Annotated in this window: 23 protein-coding genes and 2 tRNA genes; 20 read left to right on the top strand and 5 right to left on the bottom strand. The window is 65.1% G+C overall.

All coding sequences use genetic code 11. The annotated features are described in order from the left end of the window. The 4 genes from XI04_RS28605 (at window position 1) to XI04_RS28590 (ending at window position 4,185) form a co-directional block, all read left to right on the top strand. On the top strand, window positions 1–1,761 hold the full coding sequence (locus XI04_RS28605) for a heme biosynthesis protein HemY (protein ID WP_271610605.1): 1,761 nt from the start codon (window positions 1–3) through the stop codon (window positions 1,759–1,761). 96 nt (window positions 1,762–1,857) lie between these two features. Continuing rightward, a tRNA-Thr gene (locus tag XI04_RS28600) sits at window positions 1,858–1,933 on the top strand. A gap of 104 nt (window positions 1,934–2,037) precedes the next feature. Beyond that, complete coding sequence (locus tag XI04_RS28595) at window positions 2,038–3,684, top strand: hypothetical protein (RefSeq protein WP_271610606.1); 1,647 nt, start codon at window positions 2,038–2,040, stop codon at window positions 3,682–3,684. A gap of 108 nt (window positions 3,685–3,792) precedes the next feature. Beyond that, the gene (locus XI04_RS28590; protein WP_038950923.1) at window positions 3,793–4,185 is read left to right on the top strand and encodes a hypothetical protein; all 393 of its coding nucleotides are present in this window, start codon (window positions 3,793–3,795) and stop codon (window positions 4,183–4,185) included. Between the two features lie 74 nt (window positions 4,186–4,259). Here the strand turns inward: XI04_RS28590 and XI04_RS28585 are convergent, their stop codons facing one another. Then, window positions 4,260–5,315: a polysaccharide deacetylase family protein gene (locus XI04_RS28585; RefSeq protein WP_271610607.1), complete on the bottom strand. Its 1,056-nt coding sequence runs from the start codon at window positions 5,313–5,315 to the stop codon at window positions 4,260–4,262. 253 nt (window positions 5,316–5,568) lie between these two features. Here XI04_RS28585 and XI04_RS28580 point away from each other — a divergent pair, with 253 nt between their 5' ends. Further along, on the top strand, window positions 5,569–5,892 hold the full coding sequence (locus XI04_RS28580) for a hypothetical protein (RefSeq protein WP_038972981.1): 324 nt from the start codon (window positions 5,569–5,571) through the stop codon (window positions 5,890–5,892). Window positions 5,893–6,061: 169 nt separating this feature from the next. After that, on the top strand, window positions 6,062–6,277 hold the full coding sequence (locus XI04_RS28575; RefSeq protein WP_028139313.1) for a hypothetical protein: 216 nt from the start codon (window positions 6,062–6,064) through the stop codon (window positions 6,275–6,277). A gap of 32 nt (window positions 6,278–6,309) precedes the next feature. Here the strand turns inward: XI04_RS28575 and XI04_RS28570 are convergent, their stop codons facing one another. Beyond that, window positions 6,310–7,998, bottom strand: a complete 1,689-nt coding sequence (locus tag XI04_RS28570; RefSeq protein WP_271610608.1) for an MFS transporter — start codon at window positions 7,996–7,998, stop codon at window positions 6,310–6,312. 146 nt (window positions 7,999–8,144) lie between these two features. Between XI04_RS28570 and XI04_RS28565 the strand changes: the two genes are divergently transcribed. The 7 genes from XI04_RS28565 to XI04_RS28535 all read left to right on the top strand — a co-directional run bounded on the left by XI04_RS28565 (window position 8,145) and on the right by XI04_RS28535 (window position 15,947). Then, a complete protein-coding gene (locus tag XI04_RS28565; RefSeq protein WP_028139311.1) occupies window positions 8,145–9,518 on the top strand; it encodes a hydrolase in 1,374 nt (457 codons plus the stop codon). A 36-nt stretch (window positions 9,519–9,554) separates the two neighbouring features. Next, window positions 9,555–10,925 (top strand): cytochrome P450, encoded by a 1,371-nt coding sequence (locus XI04_RS28560; protein ID WP_028139310.1) that lies wholly within the window; start codon window positions 9,555–9,557, stop codon window positions 10,923–10,925. A gap of 48 nt (window positions 10,926–10,973) precedes the next feature. Continuing rightward, window positions 10,974–12,383, top strand: a complete 1,410-nt coding sequence (locus XI04_RS28555; RefSeq protein ID WP_028139309.1) for an adenylate/guanylate cyclase domain-containing protein — start codon at window positions 10,974–10,976, stop codon at window positions 12,381–12,383. 210 nt (window positions 12,384–12,593) lie between these two features. Further along, entirely contained in the window at window positions 12,594–13,082 is a 489-nt protein-coding gene (locus XI04_RS28550; RefSeq protein ID WP_018318970.1) for a tellurite resistance TerB family protein, read from the top strand. A gap of 225 nt (window positions 13,083–13,307) precedes the next feature. Further along, window positions 13,308–14,087 (top strand): SDR family NAD(P)-dependent oxidoreductase, encoded by a 780-nt coding sequence (locus XI04_RS28545; RefSeq protein WP_212428966.1) that lies wholly within the window; start codon window positions 13,308–13,310, stop codon window positions 14,085–14,087. Between the two features lie 121 nt (window positions 14,088–14,208). After that, a complete protein-coding gene (locus XI04_RS28540; RefSeq protein WP_028139307.1) occupies window positions 14,209–15,003 on the top strand; it encodes a glutamine amidotransferase in 795 nt (264 codons plus the stop codon). 131 nt (window positions 15,004–15,134) lie between these two features. Next, the gene (locus XI04_RS28535; RefSeq protein WP_028139306.1) at window positions 15,135–15,947 is read left to right on the top strand and encodes an enoyl-CoA hydratase; all 813 of its coding nucleotides are present in this window, start codon (window positions 15,135–15,137) and stop codon (window positions 15,945–15,947) included. Window positions 15,948–16,067: 120 nt separating this feature from the next. Here the strand turns inward: XI04_RS28535 and XI04_RS28530 are convergent. Beyond that, window positions 16,068–16,143, bottom strand: a tRNA-Ala gene (locus XI04_RS28530). A gap of 204 nt (window positions 16,144–16,347) precedes the next feature. Here XI04_RS28530 and XI04_RS28525 point away from each other — a divergent pair. From XI04_RS28525 to folD, 3 genes are read left to right on the top strand one after another with little or no spacing between them, the layout of a single operon-like run. Further along, the gene (locus XI04_RS28525; protein WP_007598721.1) at window positions 16,348–16,638 is read left to right on the top strand and encodes a YggT family protein; all 291 of its coding nucleotides are present in this window, start codon (window positions 16,348–16,350) and stop codon (window positions 16,636–16,638) included. 18 nt (window positions 16,639–16,656) lie between these two features. Then, the gene (locus XI04_RS28520) at window positions 16,657–16,998 is read left to right on the top strand and encodes a DUF167 domain-containing protein (protein WP_028139305.1); all 342 of its coding nucleotides are present in this window, start codon (window positions 16,657–16,659) and stop codon (window positions 16,996–16,998) included. Window positions 16,999–17,008: 10 nt separating this feature from the next. Next, window positions 17,009–17,893, top strand: coding sequence for a bifunctional methylenetetrahydrofolate dehydrogenase/methenyltetrahydrofolate cyclohydrolase FolD (folD, locus tag XI04_RS28515; RefSeq protein WP_028139304.1), 885 nt, complete (start codon window positions 17,009–17,011; stop codon window positions 17,891–17,893). A 154-nt stretch (window positions 17,894–18,047) separates the two neighbouring features. On the opposite strand, the gene ppa is transcribed toward folD, so the two are convergent. Both ppa and XI04_RS28505 read right to left on the bottom strand, forming a co-directional pair. Beyond that, a complete protein-coding gene (ppa, locus tag XI04_RS28510) occupies window positions 18,048–18,587 on the bottom strand; it encodes an inorganic diphosphatase (protein WP_038972974.1) in 540 nt (179 codons plus the stop codon). A gap of 175 nt (window positions 18,588–18,762) precedes the next feature. Further along, window positions 18,763–19,272 (bottom strand): GNAT family N-acetyltransferase, encoded by a 510-nt coding sequence (locus XI04_RS28505; RefSeq protein WP_018318962.1) that lies wholly within the window; start codon window positions 19,270–19,272, stop codon window positions 18,763–18,765. 267 nt (window positions 19,273–19,539) lie between these two features. Between XI04_RS28505 and XI04_RS28500 the strand changes: the two genes are divergently transcribed. From XI04_RS28500 to XI04_RS28485, 4 genes are read left to right on the top strand one after another with little or no spacing between them, the layout of a single operon-like run. Beyond that, on the top strand, window positions 19,540–20,439 hold the full coding sequence (locus tag XI04_RS28500; RefSeq protein WP_271610609.1) for a dienelactone hydrolase family protein: 900 nt from the start codon (window positions 19,540–19,542) through the stop codon (window positions 20,437–20,439). Then, window positions 20,436–20,903 carry a DUF2269 family protein gene (locus XI04_RS28495; protein ID WP_095424597.1) on the top strand — a complete coding sequence of 156 codons (468 nt, stop codon included), beginning with the start codon at window positions 20,436–20,438 and terminating at the stop codon, window positions 20,901–20,903. Before XI04_RS28500 ends, XI04_RS28495 begins: the two co-directional genes overlap by 4 nt. Before the next feature lie 8 nt (window positions 20,904–20,911). Next, window positions 20,912–22,231: an SDR family oxidoreductase gene (locus XI04_RS28490; protein ID WP_038950933.1), complete on the top strand. Its 1,320-nt coding sequence runs from the start codon at window positions 20,912–20,914 to the stop codon at window positions 22,229–22,231. After that, window positions 22,231–22,638: a thiol-disulfide oxidoreductase DCC family protein gene (locus XI04_RS28485; protein ID WP_038950934.1), complete on the top strand. Its 408-nt coding sequence runs from the start codon at window positions 22,231–22,233 to the stop codon at window positions 22,636–22,638. The genes XI04_RS28490 and XI04_RS28485 overlap by 1 nt, the downstream gene beginning before the upstream one ends. Window positions 22,639–22,796: the final 158 nt, after the last annotated feature.

Here is a 22,796-nt window from a genome sequence, read left to right as displayed (position 1 = left end):
ATGCTTCGCATCGTCCTCTTCCTTGTCCTGATCGCGCTGGCGGCGGCCGGCGCGGCCTGGGTTGCCGACCAGCCCGGCGATCTCGTCCTGACCGCGGGCAGTTTCCGCGCCTCGACCACGCTTCCCAAATTCGTGTTCCTGCTTGGCCTGTTTGCCGCGGCCGTCGTGCTGGTCTGGAGCATCGTGACGACGATCTGGCGCACGCCGGGGCGTCTGCGCCGCCGCCGCCATGACAAGCGCCACGCGCGGGGCCGCCACGCCATCACCCACGGTCTGCTTGCGATCGGTCATGGTGACACCGCGCTCGCCCGCCGGCACGCGGAAACGGCGCGGCGACATGCCCCGAATGATCCGCTCGCGCTGCTCCTGCATGCGCAGTCAGCGCAGCTCGAAGGCAATCGCGACGAGGCGCAGCGCGTCTTCCGCGCCATGGCCGAGCGCGAGGACACGCGCCTGCTTGGCCTGCGCGGCCTGTTCATCGAAGCGCAGCGCGCCGACGATGCGGTCGGCGCCGTGATGATCGCGGAGGAAGCGATCAAGCTGTCGCCGTCCTCGACCTGGGCCTCGCATGCGGTGCTCGGCTTCCGCTGCGCGCGTGGCGACTGGAGCGGTGCGCTTGCGATCCTCGATTCGAATCTGTCTGCGGGGCAGATCGACAAGCAGACCTATCGCCGGCAGCGCGGCGTCCTGCTCACTGCACGCGCGCTGGAATTGGCAACCATGGACCGCGACGTCGCGCGCGAGAGCGTGATGGAGGCGATCAAGCTGGCGCCGACGCTGGTGCCGGCGGCGGTGCTCGCCGCAAAATTCGAGAGCGAGGCGCATCAGGTGCGCCGCGCCATGAAGCTGGTCGAGGCCGCCTGGATCGCCAATCCGCATCCCGATCTCGCCGATGCCTATGCCCACGTGAAGCTAGGCGATACCGCGTGGCACCGCTTGCAGCGGGTCGAGACGCTTGCGGCCAAGACGTCGGCCGACAAGCCCGGTCATGTCGAGGGCCAGCTCGCGATCGCGCGCGCCGCGATCGATGCCTCCGAGTTCGCTCGCGCGCGCGAGGTGCTCGCGCCTTATGTCAAGGATCCGACCCAGCGCGTCGCGCTGCTGATGGCCGAGATCGAGCGCACCGAGCACGGCGATGGCGGTCGCGCCCGCGCCTGGACCCTGCGCGCGGTGCGCGCCCGTCACGATCCGGCCTGGACTGCGGACGGCTACGTCAGCGACCGTTGGCGCCCGGTCTCCCCGGTCACCGGCCGGCTCGATGCGTTCCAGTGGCAGACCCCGGTCGCGAGCCTGCCTTCGGACAAGGGGACCACGATCGAATCCTCGGCCTTCGAGGAGGCCATGCTGGCGGCCCCGCCGCCGAAGCGGGTGACGGTGGCTCCCAGCGAAGGCCCGGCGGAACCGCCCGTGGCGGCACCAGCATCGGCACCAGCATCGGCACCGGCGTCAGTGCCGGCCGCGCAGGACAATTTGCCCCCGATGGGCAAGGACGAGCCGGCCGTTGCGACCGCCGAACCGGTCCAGCCGGCCCCCGAGCCCGCCGAATCACCGCCGCCCGCGGCGACCCCCGTGTTCCGGAGCCACGCCGACCTCGGCAAACCCGCGCCAGCGCCGATTCCTGCGGTCATCCCGATCGTCCGGGCCCCCGACGATCCCGGGATCGATGACGAGGGTCCGAGCGATGAATTTACGGAACAAATCGGTACACCCAAGGCCCAGGCCGGCGGCTGGCGCGGATTCTGGTCCCGCTGGGGCGCGTGAGCCGCATTTCGAATCCGGCTTGTCCTTGCCAATTCGGGCCATGCCCGATATCAGGGGCGCGCGTATCGGGGCCGGCATTTGGCCCCGGCAGGGTTCGCCGCAATAGCTCAGTTGGTAGAGCACGTCATTCGTAATGACGGGGTCGGGGGTTCGAATCCCTCTTGCGGCACCAGCACCTCAGGTTGTCCAGCCCGAAGAGATGGGTAACGCATCGTACCTAAGAGATGGGTGACAACCTCGTGCCGGCCGGGTGTGGGCAATGGGGCAGGCAGGGGCATGGCGAACGGAACGGGGTCCGCGGATCGGAGCGACTGGGTCCGGCTGCCCGGCCTCGTCATCCTTGCGGCGTTGATCACCGCCATCGTCGCCTCCAAATCGCTCGACGCGTCGCGGCTGCACAGCCGGTTGTCCGTTCCGCCGCTCTATGACGACGTCGCCTATTTCGGCGACGCGGTCAGATGGGTGAATGCCTTCGGAAGCCGCGGCGTCGCCGGCAGCGTCTGGGATTTGCTGCATCACCATGCGCCGTTTTCGACGCTGGTGGCGGCCACCGGTTTTTGGTCGTTTCCCGGAAGCTATCTCGGTCCTTATCTCGTTCATGCCGTGATCGTCTTCGGCTTCCTGCTCGGGATCATCTGGCTGGTTCGGCGACGGCCGGTCCTCGAGATCGCATCGTGTCTGATCGCAGCGGTGTGCGTGCCAGTGCTGTGGCACACGATCACGGAAGCGCGTCCCGATCTGCCCTCGGGACTTGCCATCGGTCTTGCCGCCGGTGCCATCGTCTACCGCGGCGTGCTCCGGCGCAGCGCCCGGTCGCTGGCTGGCCTCGGGGTCGCCTGTGCACTCGCCGCCTGCATCAAGCCGACGTCGTTCCCGGCTGCGCTCGCTCTGCTCGGCAGTGCGTTCGCGATCCGGCTGGTCGTCGATTGCATCCAGGCCGGCGGATTGCGCTTGTCGATCAGGACTGCGCTCGGCTCGCTCGTGTGGTTCGTGCTGCCGTTGATCGCGACCACGGCCGTGCTGATCGGACCCGCCTTGGTCGAGACCGTCACCTACATTCTCAACGTGTTCGTCGGCCAGCGCGACCTCTGGACGACGGGCGAAGGTTTCTGGCCCGGACTGCTACGCTTCTCCATCGGTGGAGAGGGACAGTTCGGCCTGCACTATTGGCTCGCCATCGGGTTGGCCTTGATGCTGCTGCGCTTCGTGCTCGCTGCGATCCAGGGCCGGGCTGCGGTGCTGGATGCCGTCGTTCTGCTCGCGACCGTGCTGATTGCCTATGCCATTCCGTCCGTTGCCGAGATCAAGACCTACTTTTTCGGCGCAATGTTCTACGGCGTGTTCATCGTCGCGATGGTCCTCAATGGCTGCGCCAGCATGGCGTCCATGGAATCGCTGCTCGCGGGCACAGCCCTTGCGACGGATATCCGTCGCCATCTGCTGACGGCGGGCCGGGTGCTTGCGCTCGCAATGGCGTTCGCGCTGTTCGTCAAGCACGTCGTGATTGGTCAGCTCAGCGTGGCGACGCCGCTGAGCGCGCAGCAGCAGGACAGCATCCGAGCATCGACCGAGCGTCTCTGGTCGCTTCTGCGCGACGTCAAACCGCCGCCCTCGGGGCCGCTTTACGTCGGCTTTTCGAGTCCCTACCCGGTCACGCCCGCGACCATTCAGTTGTATGCGGCGCAGGCGCGGATGAATCTCGTCGTCCGTGGCGAGATGCTGCATCGAACGGGAGCGGCCACCGCAGACGCGCTTCTGCAGTCGAACATCCTCGTCGTCTCGAGTTCGATCCAGCACACGCTGGTCGGACCGCGGGTCGGCGATGATCTCATCGCCCGCATGGACGCGGAAAAGGGCGTCTGCCTGCTCGACAGCATGAGCTTTCCGGATGTGACGCTGCGGGTCTATCGGCGGGCGTGTTGATCGCAGCCGGCCGGTTCGAAATTGCTCCGCGATTGTGTGAGGCCAATCACTTAACCCAGGACACCTTCCCCGTAATGTCCCGGGTACGCCAACACGGGGAGGTTTCACATGCGCAAGATCATTCTGGTTGCCGCCATGGTCCTGGCTTCTGCTTCTGCCCAGGCAGACGGCTCCCGCAGCCTGTCACTGTCCGCGGCGGGCGCTCAGGCCCCTGCTCCACAAACGACGCCGACCGCCGCCACGGCGCAGGTGAGCGAAGTCGCGCCAGCCGCGGAGGCGCCGAAATATTCCGATCGTCCGCCGGCAGTGTCGCTCTCTGCGCCGGCCGCCACGGTCACGCCGGCGGCTCCCGCGGTGACCACGCCCACGACCACCTCGGCGCCGGTCGCGACAACCAAGCCCGCCACCAAGAAAACGGCAAGGGCGGACCAGCCGAAGTCCAAGCGCTGGACCGAGCGCCGCATCATCAGCGAGCTGCACCGCCACGGCATCTATTGGTAAGCCGTTCGCCAAAAGCAAATGGCCGGGCAAAAAGCCCGGCCATGACGCTAGACTTTGGATCGGATCGCTGGCGTTTACTGCGACACCGTCTGCACCACGCTTCCGATCGGACGCGTGTTCGTGCTCGCGGTCGGCACCTTCATGTCCTTCATGATGGCTTCGTCATATTCCGGCAGCGTCTGCAGCGTCGACTTGGCCTTCATCTGCACGACCTTGTAGCCGCCGGCCTTCAAACGCGCGAGCAGCGTCGGCAGGGCCAGTCCGGTATTCTTCTGGAAATCGTGCATCAGGATGATGCCCTTGCCGAGCTTGTCGAGCCGGGTCATCACCGTCTCGATGATCTTTTCCGGCGTCGCGCCCTTGCGGAAGTCGAAGGAGTCGACGTCGGTCGAGAACATCGCGACGTTGCGGGTGCCGAAATAGCCCACGATCGCCGGATTATGCTGGAGCTGCGGAAAGCGGAAGAACGGCGCGGGGTTGGCACCCAGCGCGAACCTCACCGCGCTGATGCCCTTTTCGACCTCGTCCTTGGCCATCTGCTCCGTCATCTTCTTGCCGTTCAGATTGACGTGCGACCAAGTATGCGTGCCAACCGTATGGCCCTGGGCCAGCACCTGGCGCAGGATCTCCGGATGATAGGTCGCATGCTTGCCGACCGAGAAGAACAGGCCCTTGGTGCATTCATCCGCCAGCGCCTTCAGCACATTCGGCGTGTTCACCGGCCAGGGACCGTCGTCGAAGGTCAGCACGACTTCCTTGTCGGTGAGGAAGTCGAATTGCTTGAAATGATCGAAGCCGAAGCCGGGGCCGCCGGTGGTGTCGATCTCGACCACGCGGGCGACGCCCAGCGCGTTCGGATTGGTGCAGGTCGATTTCTGCTGAACCGGCATGGCCGGGGCGGGCGCGGGTGCCTGAGCAACTGTCGTCGGCTTGGCCGCGATCGTTGCGGTGGTCTCGACGTCATCCCTGGCGGCGAGCTTCGCCGGTGCCGGCAATTGATCGGCGGCACGGGCGGCAATTGTCTTGGGAGCGGCCTGATCGGCGCGCGAGGAATAATAAAACCAACCGCCGGCGGCGATCACGACCGCCGCAACTACACTGGCCAACATCAGGCCCAACGCATTACGCATCGCTATTCTTTCCAATTACGCAACCAAACCGGCGGAATTTCCCGCGCGACGAGCCATTAATGCGAAGTAACAGTTAACGTGACACCAACACGACGGCGGTTGTGGAGGAATTTCAGGGCGGTGCGCCAAAGTGACCGACGTCACAGTCGGGGTGCGGCCCGTGACCATCATCACAGTGGAAACTGTTTTGCTGGAGCATCGTAGCTCCCATCAACAACGGGCACCGTTGCGACGGCGCCAATGGGAGCTTCAAATGACCAAATCTCCTAACACCAAGTCTCTTAACACCAAGTCCTTCTCTGCCAGTCTCCGCGACATCAGCCTGGCGCTCGGCCTTGCCGCCATTGTCTCGCTCGTCTCGACGACCTCGAGCTTCGCCTTCTCGGCCGAGGCGCAGCAGCAGTGCACCGGCGACGCCTTCCGCCTGTGCTCGTCGGAAATCCCCAACATCCCGAAGATCACGGCCTGTATGATGAAGCATCGCTCGGACCTGAGCGTCGGCTGCCGCGCGGTGATGGACAAGGATCTCGCCAAGGGCGCGTCGCGCAAGGTCGCTGACGCCCAGGACAAGCAGTAAGAGCACGCAACACCGTCTCGTTGCGTCGGTTAGCTCCCCTCGCGATACGCCCCGGCGTCAAGCCGGGGCGACGCGGCGGCGTCATGCGGCCGCCAATAAAGCCGTTGCGGCTGAGGGATCGTCGCACTAGCTTCGCCCGCACATTCTTCCGGGTAAGAGGCATTACGCGATGACCAGATTTCTTTTCATTCTTCTCTTGCTGCTCGGCGCGTCGGTCGCATCCGCGCAGCAGCAGCCGGGCCACGATGCCTGCGCGCGCGATGTCACCCGCTTCTGCCGCGCCGTGATGAACAATGGCGATGGCGCTGTGCTCGCCTGCCTCAAGCAGAACCGCACCAAGCTGAGCAAAGGCTGCGACAAGGTGCTGACCGAGCACGGGCAGTAGTGATTCCCGTGGCCCGGATGGAGCGAAGAAACCTACGTGCTGCTCCCCGCCGCGGTCGCGACCACCGGCAGCACCTCGGCGCTCGCACGATCTGGCGTCTCATCCTTCCAGCGCACCGAGCCGAACGGACGCTCCAGCATGCGGCGGATCCGCACCGGCTCGGGACCGATATGGAAATCGATCGCCCGCTGATGCAGCGCGCGTTCGGACTGCGTCGAGCGGTTGCGCTGGCGCAGATAGTCGAACCAGGTCGGGCAATGATAGCGCTCGGTCCACAATTCGGGGTCGGCGATGTCGCGGGCGATCGACCAGCCATAGGCGCCGTTACGTTGCCGTGAGAGCTGCACGTCCTGCATCACGTTGTGGAACGCGCGCGCGTTCTCCTGTGACACGCGGTATTCGATCTCGACCACCAGAGGTCCGCTGCGCCCCGTCAGGGACAGTTTCACCTCGGGATCGGCCAGCACGTCGGCATCCTCGTTGCGGGCACCGACGCGCGGCATCGTCAGCCAGATCCCGAGCAGCGGCGAGATCAGCATCAGGCCGGCGGCGGTCAACAATGCGACCTCGACGCCGGCATAGTCGGTGAGATGGCCCCAGCCCCAAGCGCCGATGGCGATGCCGCCGGAGATCGAGGCCTGGAATGCCGCGAGCGAGCGACCGGCGACCCAGCGCGGCGCCGAGAGCTGCACGCCGATATTGAACAGCGCGATCGCGGCCATCCAGACCGCGCCGGCCAGCACCAGCGCAGTTGCCGTCAGCACCGGCTCCGTGCTCAGGGCAAGGGCAGCCATCGCGAACGCCATCGAGATGGTGCAGGCGCGGATCGCGGCCTCGCCGCTCATGCGCTTGCGCAATTCGTGGATGTTGAGCGCGCCGACCACGGCGCCCATGCCGAAGGCCCCCAGCATGATGCCGTAGGTCTGCGCACCGCCATGCAGGAGGTCGCGCGCGACCAGCGGCATCAGCGCCATGATGGCGCCGCCGATCAGGCCCATCACCAGCGTGCGCAACAGCACGATCTTGATCGGCGGCGAATTGGTGATGTAGCGGAAGCCGGAGACCATGGCGCGGTTGAGCTTTTCCCGCGGCAGGCGCGAGGGCTCGGTGTTGCGCCGCCACAGCAGCAGCACCACCAGCAGCGGCAGATAGAGGATCGCGTTGCAGGCAAACGCCGCTACCGCGCCGAGCGCCGCGACGATGACGCCACCGACTGCGGGCCCAAAACTGCGGGCGATGTTGTAGCTGATGCCGTTCAGCGCGACGGCCGAAGGCAGCGCATCGGGCGGCACCTGTTCGTTGACCGAAGACTGCCACGCCGGGCCGAACAGCGCGTTGCCGCTGCCCACCACGAAGCAGAAGGCGAGCAGCGTCTCCGGGCTGATGAGATTGAACCCGGCCAGCACCGTCAGCGCGGTTGCGCCGGTGAGTGCAATCATCAACGAGACCAGGGTGACGATGCGGCGGTCATACATGTCGGCGATGGCGCCGGCCGGCATCGAGATCAGCATGATCGGCAGCATCAAGGCGGTCTGCACCAGCGCCACCTTGTCCGCCGAGGCCGCCATCTGCGTCATCGCCCAGGCTGCACCCACGCCCTGGATCAGGAGGCCGAGATTGGAGAGCAGGCTGGCGAGCCAGATGCGCCGGAACACGGTGTACCGCAGAGGCGCGGTGATGCCGTCGGCGGCGATTCTCTGGCGGTTCGTCTGCTCGGTCATATCCCCTTCCAAACGTGCTGGCAGAATGGTCTTGGAGTGATCTTGGGCGATTCCGGCAAATTCAGTGATGCCTGCGAAAGTCCTTCGCTGTCCAGTGGTTAGGCCGCTATAAGCGGTGCAAAGAGTTGGGTTGCCGGGAGGAACATATGAAGCTGTCGCGACGGACGATCCTGCAGGGGGCAGGCAGCTTGCCTTTCGCAGTTGCGAGCTTGCGGACGGGCGCATGGGCCCAGACCGCGCCCGCCGCGGCGCCTGGCACCGAGGTGCCGCCGATCCTGTTCGTCCACGGCAATGGCGACTACGACGCGCTCTGGATGACGACCTTGTGGCGGATGGAGTCCAACGGCATCGCGCGCGATCGCATGATGGCGATCAACTTCACCGATCCCAATGCGCGCAGCGACGACACGGTCGAGCAGGCGAACCGTTCCTCGACCGAGGACCAGCGCCGCGAGCTCGCCGCTGCCATTGCCGAGTTGAAGCGCCGCACGGGCGCCTCGCGCGTGGCGCTGGTCGGCAGCTCGCGCGGCGGCTATGCGATCCGCAATGTCATCAAGAACGGCGGCGCCAGCGATGTCAGCCATGCCGTCCTGTGCGGCACACCCAATCACGGCGTGTTCGCGACCGACGACCAGCCCAACAACGAGTTCAACGGCCGTGGCGTATTCCTGCGCGGCCTGAACGAGGGCGAGAGCGAGGTGACGCCGGGTGTCGCCTTCCTCACCTTGCGCAGCGACGGCATGGACAAATACGCCCAGGCCGACGGTCGCTTTATCGGCAAGCCGGGCACGCCGACCGGCGTCACCAATGAAGGGCCGGAGCTGAAGGGCGCCACCAATCTCGTGCTCGGCGCACTCGATCATCGCGAAGTGGCGTTCCATCCGCGCGCCTTCCGCGAGATCTACAAATTCATCGCGGGACGCGAGCCCGCGCGAATTGCGATCGTCCCGGAGCCAAGCGTTCGGCTCAGCGGCCTCATCACGGGGACGCCCGGCGGCGTGCCGACCAATCGCCCGGTGGCGGGCGCAACCGTCGATGTCTTCCGCGTCGACCCTGAAACCGGAGAGCGCAAGGGCGGTGCGCTGCACAGCGCGAAGACCGGCGCCGACGGCCGCTGGGGGCCAGCGCAGGTCGATCCCGCCTGGTCGCTCGAATTCGTCCTGGCATCGCCCGAGATGCCGACGACGCATATCTACCGCTCGCCGTTCCCACGCTCATCCGACGTCGTGCATTTGCGCGCCGCGCGCCCGCTGGGGCCGGCCGACAAGGACGCAGGAGCTGTCGTGATCATGTCGCGGCCGAGGGGCTATTTCGGCCTGCCGCGGGACGTGGTGCTGTTCGACGGCAAGGAGCCGGCCGACGTCAAGCCGGGCGTGCCCACGGATGCGGCAGCAACCCTGCGGCTTCCCGCCAGCGAGGTTGGGCGTAACATCGTGGCCGAGTTCGGCGAAGAACGAATTGTGGCGCGCGCCTGGCCGGCCCAGGAGAACAGGATTGCGGTCGCCGAGCTGACTTATTAGCTATTTTGCCTGCGTCACATCTCTCGGGAGAGAGCCATGAATATCGCCAGCGTGCGTAGGCCCATCATCCCCCCGGCTCCCCCGCGTGCGCCCGACGACATGTCGTTCTTCGGCCGGCTTGCCGTGATCCGGCGCAACATGATCGCGACGTGGGGGCAGCCTGCTTACGAGGAAGAGGTCATCAAGGGCCGCTTCTTCCTTCGCAACAGCTTCATCCTGAATCAGCCGGATGCGATCCGGCACGTCCTGCTCAACAATTACGAGAACTATACGCGCACGCCGGCGGGCATCCGCATGCTGCGCCCGGTGCTCGGCGACGGGCTTCTGATCGCGGAAGGACACTCCTGGACGTTCCAGCGCCGGACGCTCGCGCCGGCCTTCACGCCGCGCGCCACCGCCAACCTCGTGCCGCACATGACGGCGGTGCTCGACGAGACCATCGCGAAGCTCGATACGCAGACGGGCGCGCCGGTCGATCTGCGCGAAATCATGCAGCGCATGACGCTGGAGATCGCGGGGCGCACGATGTTCTCGTTCGGCATGGACCGGCATGGCGCGACCCTGCGCAATTTCATTATGGAGTATGCGTCCCGGCTGGGACGGCCCTACTTCCTCGACATGCTGCTGCCGGTGTCGTGGCCGAGCCCGATGGATTTTGCCCGCGCCCGTTTCCGCAAGCGCTGGACCGAGTTCGTCGCGATGCTGATCGCCGAGCGGCGCGCTGCCGGCAAGAAGGACGGCGCGCCGCCGCGCGATCTGTTCGATCTCATGGACGCGGCGCGCGATCCGGAAACCGGCAAGGGCTTTTCCGACGAGCAGCTCGTCGACGAGGTCGCGACCATGATCCTGGCGGGTCACGAGACCACCGCAACGGCGTTGTTCTGGGCGCTCTATCTGCTCGCGCTCGATCCGGAGACGCAGGAGGAGGTGGCGTCCGAGACAAGCGGCGAGCATCTCGACAGCATGGCCGACATCGATCGCCAGAAATTCACCCGCGCGGTGATCGACGAGACCATGCGGCTCTATCCTCCCGCCTTCCTGGTCGCGCGCGCCGCACGCGAAAAGGACAATGCGGCAGGCGTCGAGATCAGCAAGGGCGACATCATCATGATCGCGCCCTGGCTTCTGCACCGTCACGAGAAGCTGTGGGATCAGCCGAACGCGTTCATTCCAAAGCGCTTCATGTCGACGGAGGCGCCCGATCGCTTCGCCTATCTGCCGTTCGGCGCAGGTCCGCGCGTCTGCATTGGCGCGCCGTTTGCGCAAGCCGAATCCGTGCTGGCGCTGGCTCGGCTGATCGGCGCGTTCCGTGTCGAGCTCGCCGATCAGGCGAATCCCGTGATCCCGCTCGGCGTCGTCACGACCCAGCCGGACCACTCACCTATGTTCCGTATCACCCGTCGGTGACAGGCGATTGCCTGGCCGATGGCGTGATTCAACCAGCAGAGTCCCGCCATGAGCGACATCCAGGCCCAGTTCTCCGTTCTGAAGCAGACCGCTGACACGAAGGTGGTCGATGCGATTGCGCGTCTGATCGAGGACGGCGAAGATCACGAGCTCAACCGCGTCAATGTCCTCGATTTCGCCTCGCAACATGCCGTCGACGAAGAGCACGCGATCTCGGCCTTCCTGCACGCGGCGCGGCTCGGGTTGTTCGATCTCGGCTGGAACGTGCTGTGTCCGGGCTGCGGCGGCGTGCTCGGCGCGCACACCACGTTGAAGGCGCTCAAGCCCGACGACTATCACTGCGCGCTCTGCGCTTGCGGCTACAAGGCCTCCGTCGACGATCAGGTCGAGGTGTCCTTCACCGTGAATCCGCGCGTGCGGCGCATCGCGGCGCACGACCCCGACACGCTGCCGGTGTGGGAGTATTTCAAGCAGGTGTTCTGGAGCTCCGGCGTCGACTTCAACAAGGACTCATTCGCGACGCTGGCGAACGAGGTGACGCTGGATACGATGGAGTTGCCGGCCGGCGAGAAGGCGACCATGTCGCTGCAGCTGCCTGGTGACTTCGTCATCATCTTCGAACCGGTCACGCACGCCGCCCATTTCATCGACGTCCAGGGCGAGCCGACCAGGGATCGCCAGCAGCTCGCCATCATGTACAACAAGGTGCAGGCCCCGACGGGGACCACGACCATGCGGCCGGGTCCGCTGCGGCTATCGCTGGAGAACCAGGCCGGCGTGCGCGTGCTGCCGTCGGTGTTCATCGCGGCCGAGGCGCTCCATCATCTAATCGGCAAGCGCAAGCCGTTCCTCACCGCCAAGCGGATGCTGTCGAACCAGACCTTTCGGGATGTGTTCAAGGCGGACAATCTCAGTCTCGACCAGCGGCTCCAGATCACGTCGCTGACCTTCCTGTTCACCGATCTGAAGGGCTCGACGGCGCTCTACGAGCGCGTCGGCGACCTCGCCGCCTTCGATCTGGTGCGCGCGCATTTCCATGCGCTGCTCGAGATCATCTCCTCCGAGAAGGGCGCGGTGGTGAAGACGATCGGCGATGCCGTGATGGCGACCTTCGTCCGCCCCGAGCATGCCATCGTCGCGGGCCTGCGGATGCGTGCGGCGATGGACCAGCTCAACAAGCGGCGCGGCACTGATGATCTCATCGTCAAGATCGGCATCCATGAAGGTCCCTGCCTCGCGGTGATGCTCAACGAGCGGCAGGATTATTTTGGCCAAACGGTCAACATCGCCGCCCGCGTGCAGAGCCTGTCGACCGCGCAGGAGATCCACATCACCGGCCCGGTGCTCGATGCGCCCGCGGTTGCAGAGGTGCTGGAGCAGCGCGCGATCAAGCCGATCCAGAAACAGGCGGCGCTGCGCGGCATCGCCGACAAGATGGTGGTGTACGAGATCCCGTGAGCCTCAGGCGGTCATTCCGGGGCGATGCGCAGCATCGAACCCGGAATCTCGAGAGTTCGTGCTCTGCGCGCACACGGAATGACCGTGAACAGATTGCCGAAACGTAATGCAGCGCGCGGAACTGACGCACGTTGCGCCGGTTGAGTTTCCTGCTCATATAATGCTGGTAACGGCCGCGCCTCGCGGCTGTATCGATTTCGGTAGGATCTTATGCTCGACGGCCTGCGCCAATTCATCGCCGACATTGTCGCCCCCAATGACCAGAACCGCACGTTCGGCGACAGCGATTATCGGTTGGCGGCCACCGCGCTGCTGGTCCACGTAATCTCGCTCGACGGCCAGCCGAGCGCGGCCGAGCAGCGCAAGCTGCACAGCCTGATCGAAAGCCATTTTAAGCTCGATCGCGGCACTGCGGATCGTCTGATTGCGGACGCCACCCAGGTCGAGGGCGAGGCGGTGGACCTCTATCACTTCACCAGCGTCATCATGCGCTCGCTCGACGAGGAGGGTCGCAAGCGCATCGTCCGGATGATGTGGGAGCTGGTCTATGCCGACGGCCAGGTCTCCGAATTCGAAGACAACGTCGTCTGGCGCGCCTCCGACCTGCTCGGGATTTCCCAGCGCGACCGGATCGACCTGAAGCATACGGTGGCCGAGCGCGCCGGTGGTCAGGTGACGGACAGCGCCGTCGGCGGCTGATCCGCGCAAACCGGCGGATGGCCGGTTGTGCGGATCACATGACGAAACTTTAATGTAGCTGCCGGCCGTCCGGCTCCGGATTCGTCCGTAAAAACCCGGCTTTCCTGCTCCTCTTGACGCCCGCTCAGGCGGCCATGCGGCCGACGCCGCTTGCCTGTCGCGCACGGCTTATGCTCTCGTTCCGTCATTGCGGGGCCAAAAACTTCAATTCAAGAGACTTCGATCGTGGCTGAGCGGGTAACGTTGATCACCGGTGCTTCGGCGGGCATAGGTGCGGAGCTGGCGCGCGTGTTTGCCGCCAATGGACATCGCCTCGCATTGACGGCGCGGCGCGCGGATCGATTGGAGGCGCTCGCGAACGAGCTCGCCGCCAAAGGCGGCAAGAAGCCGATCATGATCGCCTGCGATCTCCAGGACCTGGACGCCGGCGAGACGATCGCGGCGGCGCTGGCCGCTGAAGGCGTCGAGCTCGACCACCTCGTCAACAATGCTGGTTTCGGCGTGTTCGGCGACGCCATCGAGCGCGATCGCGACGAGCAGATCGGGATTGTCGATGTCAACGTGCGGGCTCTGACCGATTTGTCGCTGCGCTTCGCCGATCAACTCATCAGGAACAAGGGCGGTCTTCTCAATGTCGGCTCGGTCGCGGGCTTCCTGCCCGGCCCCGGCATGGCCGTCTATTACGCGTCCAAGGCCTACGTGATTTCCTTCACCGAAGCGCTGCGGGCCGAGCTCGCGCCGCGCGGCGTTCGGGTCACCGTGCTTTGCCCGGGTCCCGTGCCCACCGAATTCCAGGCGCGCGCCGGCGTCGGCTCCGGACATGATACGGCCCTTCTCAATGTTTCAGCCGCCGCTGTCGCGCAGGAGGCCTATCGTGGCTTGATGGCCAACAAACGGGCAGTGCTGCCTGGTCTGGGCATCAAGATTGTGCCATTTGCCCTGCGCTTCTTCCCGCGGGGCTTCATCCTGGCCGCCACCAGCCGATTCCAGAGGCAGAGGCATTAGATCTCGAAGCTCCCGTATTGGCCCGGAGCTTGCTTCGGTTTCGTTGTGTGCGCGAACTCACACGAAATTAACGATCGCTTAGTTATGCTGGCGGTCTGAACCGATAGCATTCGCAAAGGCCATGTCGTTACGGACGGACAGGTTTGGTAGCGCAGAGGTGGTGCCCTTCCCGAGGAGGACGCCAGGCGCCGTCGCCTCCGAAACCCAATTGCCGGTTCTGATCATCCTGCACCAGGAATCCTCGACGCCGGGCCGTGTCGGCAATGCGCTGCGTGCGCTTGGCCATCGTCTCGACATCCGCCGTCCCCGCTTCGGCGATCCCCTGCCCGAGACGCTCGATCAGCATGCCGGCGCCGTGGTCTTTGGCGGTCCGATGAGCGCCAATGATTCCGACGACTATATTCGCCGCGAGATCGACTGGATCGAAATTCCGCTCCGCGAGCAGCGGCCGTTCCTCGGCATCTGCCTTGGTGCCCAGATGCTGGCGATGCAGCTCGGCGCCCGCGTCGCGCCGCATGCCGATGCGCTGACCCAGATCGGCTACTACCCGATCCGGCCCACAGCCGCGGGCCACGCGCTCTGCCCGGCCTGGCCGGCCCAGGTCTATCACTGGCATCGCGAGGGATTCGAGCTGCCTGTCGGCGCCGAGCTGCTCGCAGAAGGCGACGATTTTCCGGTGCAGGCGTTCCGCGCCGGCAATGCCTTCGGCGTGCAGTTTCATCCTGACGTGACCTACGCGATGATGCATCGCTGGACCACGCGCGGCTATGACGGCTTCAGTGCGCCCGGTGCGCGGCAGCGACATCATCATTTCGCCGATCGTGCCGTATACGATGTCGCAGAGCGTGCCTGGCTCGACCATTTCATCGACGGCTGGCTGACGCGCCGGCCGGTGCTGGCGCAAGCCGCCGAGTAATCGCGTGCTCGCGCAGGTTCTCGCAGGTTCTTGGCGCAGGTCCTTGGCGCAAGTCTCTGCCTCTTTCCTGGATATGCTAGGCTCACCGCCAACGAGCGCGCGAACGCGCCGGAAAGCAAAGGGAGAGCGTCATGGCCTACGAGCACATTCTCTATGAGGTGAGCGACAAGATCGCGACCATCACGCTCAACCGTCCCGATCGCATGAATGCGTGGACGCCGACCATGGAGCGCGACGTGCGCCATGCGATGGAAGCGTCAAACGCCGATGACGATGTCCGCGTCATCGTGCTGACCGGCGCGGGCCGCGCCTTCTGCGCCGGCGCCGACATGGATGCGCTGAAGGGGCTCGACCCCGATGACGTCCGGCGCGCGTCGAACCTGCCGCCGTTCGACATGAACCGGCGTCCGGACTGGCAGACGCGCTACGGGTTCTATCCGTCGATCAAGAAGCCTGTGATCGCCATGCTCAACGGCGCCACGGCCGGCATTGGGCTGGTGCACGCGCTCTATTGCGACCTGCGCTTTGCCGCCGACAACACGGTGTTCACGACGGCCTTCGCGCGGCGCGGCCTGATTGCCGAGCACGGCATCAGCTGGATGCTGCCGCGCATCGTCGGTCACGCCAACGCGATGGATCTGCTGCTCTCGGCGAGGCGCGTGCCGAGCGACGAGGCGTTGCGGATCGGCCTGGTGAACCGGCTCTGCCCGCCTGACAAGCTCCGCGAGGAGACCTATGCCTATGCGCGCGATCTCGCCGATTTCGTCTCGCCGAGCGCGATGGCCGTGATCAAGCGCCAGCTCTACGAGGTGCCGTTCCAGACGCTGGCGGAGGCAACGATCGAAGCCAACCGGGAGATGATGGTGGCGCTCGCCGGCAGCGATTTCCGGGAAGGCGTGGCGAGCTTCATGGAGAAGCGGCCGCCGAGGTTTACGGGGAGGTAGGGGGATTTCGGAGGGAGCCCGCCTTCGCCCTGCGGGCTTCGGCGAGGCAGCCTTCGCTCACTTCGCTGCGAGAGACTTCCCAAGGCTTGCCTAACCGTAGCTCGCGAAGCGAGCGAAGGCTGGTGGAGCCAGGCGGGATCGAACCGCCGACCTCGTCATTGCGAACGACGCGCTCTCCCAGCTGAGCTATGGCCCCTTTGTTGGCCGCTCTGGTAAACGCGACCGACAACCGGGCGCCATTTAAGTCCCCGCCAAGGTCAAGTCAAGGACGGGTGTCACCCGGTTTTAGCCATTCGGGGCGCGGACTTCCCTTGTTTGGGCGGGGGGGAACCGATATCTAGCAAAAGGCGTCAATCCCGACCGCAGCCAACGTTTTCAAAAGCCAGAGGCTTCAAAAGCCATGCGTGCCGTTCTCGACATCGTCATCATCGTGCTCGACCTCTACGTCTGGCTGCTGATCGCCTCCGCGATCCTGTCCTGGCTGATCGCCTTCAACGTCGTGAACACGCGCAACCAGTTCGTGTCGGCGGTGGCCGAGTTCCTGTACCGGATCACCGAGCCGGTGCTGGCGCCGATTCGCAACTTCCTACCCAGTCTCGGCGGTCTCGACATCTCGCCGATCATCCTGATCCTGCTCATCATGTTCATCGAGCGGGTGATCCTGTACTACATCTACCCGAACGTGATCTGAGCGGGCTGGAGCCCTTGGTTGCGAACGAAAGTTTGTAAGGAACCCTGGCGTTACTCGGCCGCAGGAATCAGCATCGCGCTGCGGGTGACGCCGCGCGGCGGTCGCGACGGCATCGACGGAATCGAGCAGCTGGCCGACGGCCGCAGCGTGCTCAAGGTGCGGGTGCGCGCCATCGCCGATGGCGGCGAGGCCAACAAGGCCGTTTTGGTCCTGCTGGCGAAATCGCTGGGCGTCCCCAAGGCCGGCGTAAAGCTCCTGTCCGGAGCTACCTCGCGGCTGAAGCAGATCGCGGTCGACGGCGATCCGGCACGGCTCGGCGAAGCCCTGCGCCAGCTCGTCTCGGCCCAATCGAAAGACTGAGGGAACTGACATGACCGCCAAGATTATCGATGGAAAAGTCATCGCCGCGGAACTTCGGGCCCGCGTCGCCGACGAGGTCGCCCGCGTCAGGCGCGAGCACAATCTGGTGCCGGGACTGGCGGTCGTGCTGGTCGGCAGCGACCCCGCCAGCGAGGTTTATGTCCGCTCCAAGCACACCCAGACCCAGGCCGCTGGCATGGCCTCGTTCGAGCACAAGCTGCCGGCCGACGTCTCGCAGGCGGAGCTTCTGGCGCTGGTCGCAAAGCTCAACCGCGATCCGGCCGTGCACGGCATTCTGGTGCAACTGCCGCTGCCGAAGGGGCTGAACACCGAAGCGGTCGTCAACGCCATCGACCCTGCCAAGGACGTCGACGGGCTGCATCCGAACAATGCCGGCCGGCTCGCCGGTGGTTTCGAAGCGCTGTCGCCCTGCACGCCGCTCGGCTGCATCATCCTGACCAAGAGCGTGCACGCCTCGCTGGAAGGCATGAACGCCATCGTCATCGGCCGCTCCAATCTGGTCGGCCGCCCGCTGGTGCAATTGCTGCTGAACGAGAACGCCACGGTGACGATCGCGCATTCGCGCTCGCGCGACCTGCCCGGCCTCGTGAAGCAGGCCGATCTCGTCTATGCCGCGGTCGGAAGACCTGAGATGGTGCGCGGCGACTGGCTCAAGCCGGGTGCGACCGTGATCGACGTTGGCATCAACCGCATACCCAAAGAAAACGGCAAGACGCGCCTCGTCGGCGACGTCGCCTATCAGGAAGCGCTTGGTGTTGCTGGCGCGATTACGCCGGTGCCGGGCGGCGTCGGTCAGATGACGGTGGCGTGCCTGCTGGTCAACACGCTGCGCGCGGCCTGTGCGATCGCCGAGCTACCGAAGCCGGCGGTGTAGCCAAACTCTCGTGCCCCGGACGCAGCGCAGCGTGAAACGATGCGCTGCAGAGCCGGGGCCTAGCGGCAGCATGGGTCCCGGCCCTGCGACGCGTCACACCGGACGATGCTACGCATCGCCGGGACATGCCGCATCGCGTCCGGGACACCAAAGCTCAGCCCTTCTTCTTCTTCTTCTCGCGATCCATGCCTTCGAGGATCAGCTTGTGCGCGTCCTCCGGACCGCCCCAGCGCAGGATCTTGACCCATTTGCCCTTCTCGAGATCCTTGTAGTGCTCGAAGAAGTGCTGGATCTGCTGCAGCGTGATGTCGGGCAGGTCGGAGTACGACTTCACCTTGTCGTAGCGCTGCGTCAGCTTCGACGACGGCACCGCCAGAATCTTCTCGTCGCCGCCGGCTTCGTCTTCCATGAACAGCACGCCGACCGGGCGCACGCTCATGACCGCGCCGGGAATGATAGCGCGGGTGTTGATGATCAGGACGTCGCAGGGGTCGCCGTCATCCGACAAGGTGTGCGGGATGAAGCCGTAGTTACCGGGGTAACGCATCGGCGTGTAGAGGAAGCGGTCGACCACCAGCGTGCCGGCCTCCTTGTCCATCTCGTATTTGATCGGTTCGCCGCCCACGGGGACTTCGATGAGGACGTTGACTTCGTGAGGTACGTTCTTCCCGATCGAGATCGCATCGATACGCATTCAAGGCTCCGTTATTGCCGAGGATAAATCGCGCCCGGCAGCGATTTGGCGCTGTCATACGCGGGCTTGGCCCGCTGATCCATCGCGTTTTTGTGAAATAATGAATCCGGAAATCACCGGCTCAAAGGCAACGGTATCGACGGAAGGGAAACGCTGCCGCTGAGCTTTCAGCAGCTCAATTGGTCCAAGCGAAGGCAACCTTGTCGAGCGACTTCGGCCCGAACCGCTCCGAGGAGCGGGCCACCATACGGCCCCCCAGCGCCCGGTAGAACTCGGTCGCCGGGTCGTTGTCCGAGAGCGCCCAGACCACCATGCTCTTCAGCCCGCTCTGCATCAGGTCGCGGCGGGCGGAGGCGAACAGGCGGCGGCCGAAGCCGAGGCCCTGGAATTCGGGGCGCAGGTACAGCTCGTAGATCTCGCCGTCGAAATGCAGGCTGCGGGCGCGGTTGCGGCCGTAATTGGCGTAGCCCGCGATCTTGTCGCCGAACACCAGCACGCTGACGCGGCTGCCCTTGCGGATCGCGCTGTCCCACCATTGCGGGCCGCGGCGGTTGATGAGCTTTTCCAGCTCGGCGCCGGGAATGATGCCCTGATAGGCGGAGCGCCAGGCTTCGTCATGAGTAGACGCCACCGCAGTTGCATCTGCAGCTTTGGCCGGCCGGACCTCGATCAGGGTTGTGCTCATGGGCGCAATCAAACCAAGTCGCCGCGCCGGCGGCAAGACCTATCGTTAATTATCGGTTAACGTGTGGACTTTGTGCATCAGTATCTGAACCATGTTGTACCGAAAAAAGACAGGACGCCGACTCGAATGGCACCGGCGTGCCGTGTGTCGGTGCAAAACTCCCTCTGCGGCAACGAATGAAGGGCGAGGGCCACGCAGAAAGTCCGCCCATAGTGATTCGTTCCTACTAGTGTGGCTGTCGCTGTTCGTGCTCGCCCTCGGCCATTCATGCGGCTTCTCAACATCTTCGCGCTTCTGACTCTGCTGGCCTTGCTGACTGCGCCGCCTCTGTGCGCTCAGGTCACGTTTGGCCCATCGGGCGAGGAGGGCGAACCGTTTCGCCGACAAGAGTGGCGGGTGCCGTCGCCGGATACCGACATTGCTGCGCGTGCCCTGCTGTTTCGCCCTGCCGGGGCAGGTCCGTTCCGGCTGGCGGTCGTCGCACACGCCTCGACGCAGAATGGCTTGCGTCGAGCGCAAATGGCGCAGCCGGAATATCGTCCGCTCGCCGCCTATCTCGTCGGGCGCGGTTTTGCCGTGCTGGTGCCGGAGCGGCTGGGCCATGGCGCGACCGGCGGCCGCTATGTCGAGGACCAGGGCGGATGTGACGAGGCGGACTATGCGCGTTCGGGCCGTGCAACGGCCGAGGAAATCCGGCTCGCGCTGGAGTTCTTGCGAAAGCAGGATTTTATCCGCAAGGAGGCCGCCATCGTGATCGGCCATTCCGCCGGCGGCTGGGGTGCGCTGGCGCTGGCCGATGCCGATCCGAAGGCGATCGCCGCGATCACAGTATTTGCGCCAGGGCGCGGCGGCCATGCCAATGATGAGCCGAACCGGATCTGCGCGCCACACACGCTTCTTGCCGCCGCTGCAGAGTTCGGCAAGGGCGCGCGCATTCCTGTCACATGGCTCGTTGTAACCAATGACAGCTATTTTTCGCCGGCGTTTTCAAAGGGCCTGGCCGACGCATTTCGCGGCAGCGGCGGCAAAGTCGACTTCCACACCTTGCCGGCCGCCGGCAGCGAGGGGCACTGGATGATCGAAAGTGAGGCCGGCGTCAAAGCCGCGAGCGGGGAGCTCGTGGGTGCGCTGAATAAGGGCAGGCCAACCGCGACCAAGAAGCCATGACGCTGTATTTCCTGGTCAAATTTCTCCATGTGCTCGGCGCCATCGTCATCCTCGGCACCGGAACCGGCATCGCCTTCTTCATGCTGATGGCGCATCGCACCGACGATGCGGAGTTCATCGCGCGCACCGCTTCGGTCGTCGTCATCGCGGACGCAATCTTCACACTGTCGGCCGTGCTCCTCCAGCCGATCACGGGCGGCTTGCTGATGATGCTCTCGGCGACGTCGATCACCGAGCGCTGGCTGCTCGCCTCGCTCGTGTTGTATGCCGTCGCCGGCCTGTTCTGGATCCCTGTCGTCTTGATGCAGATCGAGATGCGCGATCTCGCGCGAAAGGCCGCGGAGCAGCACAAGGCGCTGCCACAACGATACTTCGTCCTGTTTCGCCGCTGGTTCGCGTTCGGCTTCCCCGGCTTCGGCGCGACGATGCTGATCCTCTGGCTGATGATTGCAAAGCCGTTTTGAGAGCCGTGATGAACCAGCGAACCATTCTGGTGCTCGGCGCCTCCGGCCTGATCGGCCGCTTCGTTACGGACGATCTTCGCTCGCGTGGCTTTCGCGCGCTTGGCGTGGCGCGCAGCCTGTCGCCGGCGCAGAAGACGAGCGCGCTAGATATCGAGCTGCCGATCCTCTCGTTCGACGCGCCTGCGTTCACACGGCTATTGCGCGAGCATGCGGTGGATGTCGTCGTAAACTGTCTCGGCGTGCTCCAGGACGGCCCCGGCAGCGACACAGGTGCCGTGCATCGCGATTTCGTCGCGCGCCTGCTTACGGCGATCACCGACAGCGGCCGCGCGATCCGGCTGGTGCACATCTCGATCCCCGGAGCGGCCGAAGCCGATCGCACCGCCTTCGCAACGACCAAGCGCGAGGCCGAGCGCCTGATCGCGGCCTCAGGCATTACGCACGCCATCCTGCGGCCCGGCTTCGTAATCGCACCGTCCGCTTATGGCGGCAGCGCCATGCTCCGCGCGCTCGCTGCCTTCCCACTCAACCTGCCCGACAAGGAGATGGCGACGTCGTTCCAGCCCGTTTCCATCGAGGATATTTCGGCCACCATCGCCTGGCTCACCGCGCGCGACATCGACGATGCCTCTGTAAAAGCCGCGAGCTGGGATCTGATGCAGGCTGAGCCGGTCACCATGGCCGGCGTCATCAAACAGTTCCGCCTTGCGTTCGGCACGGCCGGGTGGCCGCATGTCGCGATGCCGTCCTTCATGCTCGATCTTGGCGCTAAGATCGGCGATCTCGCCAATTATCTCGGCTGGATGCCGCCGATGCGCTCCACGGCCATCGCCGAGCTGCGCCGCGGCGTGCGAGGTGATCCCTCGGCATGGATCGCCGCCACGGGCATCGCACCGAAGACGCTGGTCGATATGATTGGTCGTCATCCCGCGACCGTCCAGGACAAATGGTTCGCGCGGCTATTCCTGGTCAAGGCGCTGATCTTCGCCAGCCTCGTCATGTTCTGGCTCGTCTCCGGCTTCATCGCGCTGTTCGTGTCCTACCGTGCCGCCGCCGGCATCCTGACGGCGCACGACTTCCCGGCCGCGCTGGTCGATCCCATCACCATCGGCACCAGCCTGATGGACATGAGCATTGGCGCGATGATTGCCTTTCGCCGCACCGCGGCGACCGGGCTCGTTGCTGGCATCGTCGCCTCGCTCGGCTATATGTTCGGTGCGGCGGTGCTGACGCCCGATCTCTGGATCGAACCGCTCGGCGCGCTGGTGAAGACGGGGCCGGCGATCGTGCTGATGTTAGTGGCGCTCTTGACGCTGGATAATCGCTGATGAGCAAATGGCCCGATGACGACGTGATCCTGTTCGACGGCGTCTGCGTCTTCTGCTCGCGCTGGGTCCGCTTCGTCGCGCAGCGCGACATGGCGAAGCGGTTTCGCTTCACGCCGATCCAGTCGGAGTATGGAGCCCGGCTCGCGCGGGCGTTCGGCATCGATCCCGATGATCCCGACACCAATGCCGTGGTTCATGGCGGTGAGGTGTACATGAAGTCGGATGCTGCACTGACGGTATTGTCTCTGCTTCCCCGCTGGAGTTGGGTGCGCGTGCTGTTCGCCGTAGCGAAGCCGCTGCGGGACCCCGTGTACAGCCTCATCGCGCGCAACCGCTATCGCATCTTGGGCAAGTATGACGCGTGTTTCGTGCCTGATGCAGATTTGCGGGCGCGAGTGATCGAGTGACGCGACAGCGGCGCCACAAGATTGGTGTCGTCCCGGCGAACGCCGGGACCCATAACCACAGGACGAAGTTTGGCGAAGACTGGAAGTTAGGGTCAATCCGCGGTACGCGCACCACGCGTGACTGAAAGATCACGCGGTATGGGTCCCGGCGTTCGCCG

The organism is Bradyrhizobium sp. CCBAU 11430 (assembly GCF_028128855.1).
In the GTDB taxonomy this organism is placed as follows: domain Bacteria; phylum Pseudomonadota; class Alphaproteobacteria; order Rhizobiales; family Xanthobacteraceae; genus Bradyrhizobium; species Bradyrhizobium ottawaense.
This window is presented reverse-complemented; position numbering and strand designations above follow the sequence as displayed.

Coding starts and splice junctions, on each gene's coding strand:
- folD (WP_028139304.1), top strand. CDS start 17,009: ATGACCGCCAAGATTATCGATGGAAAAGTCATCGCCGCGGAACTTCGG.
- XI04_RS28555 (WP_028139309.1), top strand. CDS start 10,974: ATGAGCGACATCCAGGCCCAGTTCTCCGTTCTGAAGCAGACCGCTGAC.
- XI04_RS28585 (WP_271610607.1), bottom strand. CDS start 5,315: ATGCGTAATGCGTTGGGCCTGATGTTGGCCAGTGTAGTTGCGGCGGTC.
- XI04_RS28590 (WP_038950923.1), top strand. CDS start 3,793: ATGCGCAAGATCATTCTGGTTGCCGCCATGGTCCTGGCTTCTGCTTCT.
- XI04_RS28495 (WP_095424597.1), top strand. CDS start 20,436: ATGACGCTGTATTTCCTGGTCAAATTTCTCCATGTGCTCGGCGCCATC.
- ppa (WP_038972974.1), bottom strand. CDS start 18,587: ATGCGTATCGATGCGATCTCGATCGGGAAGAACGTACCTCACGAAGTC.
- XI04_RS28485 (WP_038950934.1), top strand. CDS start 22,231: ATGAGCAAATGGCCCGATGACGACGTGATCCTGTTCGACGGCGTCTGC.
- XI04_RS28505 (WP_018318962.1), bottom strand. CDS start 19,272: ATGAGCACAACCCTGATCGAGGTCCGGCCGGCCAAAGCTGCAGATGCA.
- XI04_RS28575 (WP_028139313.1), top strand. CDS start 6,062: ATGACCAGATTTCTTTTCATTCTTCTCTTGCTGCTCGGCGCGTCGGTC.
- XI04_RS28540 (WP_028139307.1), top strand. CDS start 14,209: ATGTCGTTACGGACGGACAGGTTTGGTAGCGCAGAGGTGGTGCCCTTC.
- XI04_RS28535 (WP_028139306.1), top strand. CDS start 15,135: ATGGCCTACGAGCACATTCTCTATGAGGTGAGCGACAAGATCGCGACC.
- XI04_RS28570 (WP_271610608.1), bottom strand. CDS start 7,998: ATGACCGAGCAGACGAACCGCCAGAGAATCGCCGCCGACGGCATCACC.
- XI04_RS28565 (WP_028139311.1), top strand. CDS start 8,145: ATGAAGCTGTCGCGACGGACGATCCTGCAGGGGGCAGGCAGCTTGCCT.
- XI04_RS28560 (WP_028139310.1), top strand. CDS start 9,555: ATGAATATCGCCAGCGTGCGTAGGCCCATCATCCCCCCGGCTCCCCCG.
- XI04_RS28580 (WP_038972981.1), top strand. CDS start 5,569: ATGACCAAATCTCCTAACACCAAGTCTCTTAACACCAAGTCCTTCTCT.
- XI04_RS28490 (WP_038950933.1), top strand. CDS start 20,912: ATGAACCAGCGAACCATTCTGGTGCTCGGCGCCTCCGGCCTGATCGGC.
- XI04_RS28500 (WP_271610609.1), top strand. CDS start 19,540: ATGCGGCTTCTCAACATCTTCGCGCTTCTGACTCTGCTGGCCTTGCTG.
- XI04_RS28605 (WP_271610605.1), top strand. CDS start 1: ATGCTTCGCATCGTCCTCTTCCTTGTCCTGATCGCGCTGGCGGCGGCC.
- XI04_RS28595 (WP_271610606.1), top strand. CDS start 2,038: ATGGCGAACGGAACGGGGTCCGCGGATCGGAGCGACTGGGTCCGGCTG.
- XI04_RS28550 (WP_018318970.1), top strand. CDS start 12,594: ATGCTCGACGGCCTGCGCCAATTCATCGCCGACATTGTCGCCCCCAAT.
- XI04_RS28525 (WP_007598721.1), top strand. CDS start 16,348: ATGCGTGCCGTTCTCGACATCGTCATCATCGTGCTCGACCTCTACGTC.